Annotated in this window: 3 protein-coding genes; all 3 read left to right on the plus strand. The window is 28.0% G+C overall.

All coding sequences use genetic code 11. The features are described from left to right. Positions 1–527 (plus strand): hypothetical protein (locus tag HMPREF9073_RS15945; protein ID WP_009413395.1); only part of this gene is annotated, 527 nt, incomplete at its 5' end. A gap of 5 nt (positions 528–532) precedes the next feature. Beyond that, on the plus strand, positions 533–1,120 hold the full coding sequence (locus HMPREF9073_RS08690) for a hypothetical protein (protein WP_009413396.1): 588 nt from the start codon (positions 533–535) through the stop codon (positions 1,118–1,120). Next, positions 1,117–1,692 (plus strand): hypothetical protein, encoded by a 576-nt coding sequence (locus HMPREF9073_RS08695; RefSeq protein ID WP_009413397.1) that lies wholly within the window; start codon positions 1,117–1,119, stop codon positions 1,690–1,692. Before HMPREF9073_RS08690 ends, HMPREF9073_RS08695 begins: the two co-directional genes overlap by 4 nt. Positions 1,693–1,760: the final 68 nt, after the last annotated feature.

The raw sequence follows: 1,760 nt of genomic DNA on the forward strand, positions 1-1,760 counted from the left end.
TAGATGCCGCTATTGACGGAAGACGTTTTTGGGACGGTGCTACACTTTTGGAAGAAAGATACTTGGCAAATCAACAATTGCCTTTAGTAAAACAACAAGGACAGTATAATTGTGCACCTGCTACTGGAGAATCTACAACAGGTATATCGCAAACAAGATATCGTACTATTCTACATGGCGATCCTAATACAACACCAATAGATGTCAATAGTTTCAATAATGCGATAAAAAGTGAAACAGGTAGAAATGTTGTTAGATTTACAAATTATTTACCTAAAGACAAAATTGGAGCAGAACAGATAGCAGGAATGATGAACAGAGGCAATCATTTCTATTTGATTTCTAATAGTTCACAAGCAGGTATTACTCACGCAACAGCTTTAAATAGTGTGTTTCTCAAAACTTATCAAAGGATATCAGGCAGTCTTTATTATAAAGTGATTTATCAAGCGATGGATCCTGCTATTGGAGCTTATACGACTATTAAGGCTAATTCTATGAAATATATATTTAAAATACAACCTTAATAGTTATGAAAAAAATATTCTTAATAGTATTTTTCTGTGTTTTTTACACTATAGGAGGACAAGCGCAAAGAATCCTTTCAGAGCTTAGAAGATATGATTTAAAAGAAGTGGAACTAAGAACTATAAGAAAGGTGAAACAGAAATTGCGATTACCTAAAGAGTTATCAGTAGGTGCTATTCACTATTTTGTAGTTACTTTTTCTGAACATATGAGAAAAGGGAATCCTTGTTCAAGTAATGAATTGCTTAAATACCTAAAATTAGAAACTAATCCTATCGGTTTTGTCTATAACAGAAATAATTATGTGATATTAGCAAAAACAACCTATAGAGGAAATATTTTTAAAGAATACAGTCCTGATTATTTTAAAGAGTATTTATATATAAAGTTTTTTACTGAATTTAAACCTCAATACATATTTTTAAATTTAGACAGTCGTACAAAAAACACAATGTATCTTTGTTATAAAGACAATGAAATATTTATAGTATATTTATCAGATAATAATGAAAAGATAATTTGTACGCCACTATCTGATATAGAAGATTGTGATTGGTTAAACGCATCAGAAGGGTTATTTGATAAATTATGAAAAAGATTTTTTTTATAATATTATTGTTTTGTTATGCTGTTGAAGGAATATCACAAAATATTCTTTCAAAAGTTGCAAAGTATGATCTAAAGAAAATAGAGCAAAAAGCTATAGAATCATCTAAAAAGAAGTTAGGAATATCTAAAGGAACAACAATCGGGGCATTAGCTTACTTTATAGTGTTTTTTCAATATCAGACAGAAAAAAATAAAGAATGTTCAAGTACTGATTTATTAGAACACCTTTCACTGAGTAGAAATAAACCTTTCAAGTGTTACATCTATGATGAGGAAAATTGTATTTTAGCAACTACAGAAAAAGATAGAGTGCTGAAAAACTTCAATTCTGTATATTATAAAGAATATTTGTATATTGACTTTTTCACTTATTTAAAACCTGAATACATTTTCTATAATATAGATAGCCCCACTATCAATCCAATGTATTTTTGTTATAAGGATAGTGAAATATTTGTAATATATTTGTCTGATGATAATGAAAAATTAATATCTACTCCTTTATCAGAAATAAAAGATTGTAGTTGGTTAAATAGTTCAGAAAAGTTTGAATGATAATATGCATTACAGAGGTATAATTTTTATAATATTTCATTAGTGTTTATCAAAGAAATGTTAAAATT

The organism is Capnocytophaga sp. oral taxon 326 str. F0382 (assembly GCF_000318295.1).
In the GTDB taxonomy this organism is placed as follows: Bacteria; Bacteroidota; Bacteroidia; order Flavobacteriales; family Flavobacteriaceae; genus Capnocytophaga; species Capnocytophaga periodontitidis.

Excerpts from the sequence above, each read along its gene's own strand:
- HMPREF9073_RS08690 (WP_009413396.1), top strand. The coding sequence starts at position 533 with ATGAAAAAAATATTCTTAATAGTATTTTTCTGTGTTTTTTACACTATA.
- HMPREF9073_RS08695 (WP_009413397.1), top strand. The coding sequence starts at position 1,117 with ATGAAAAAGATTTTTTTTATAATATTATTGTTTTGTTATGCTGTTGAA.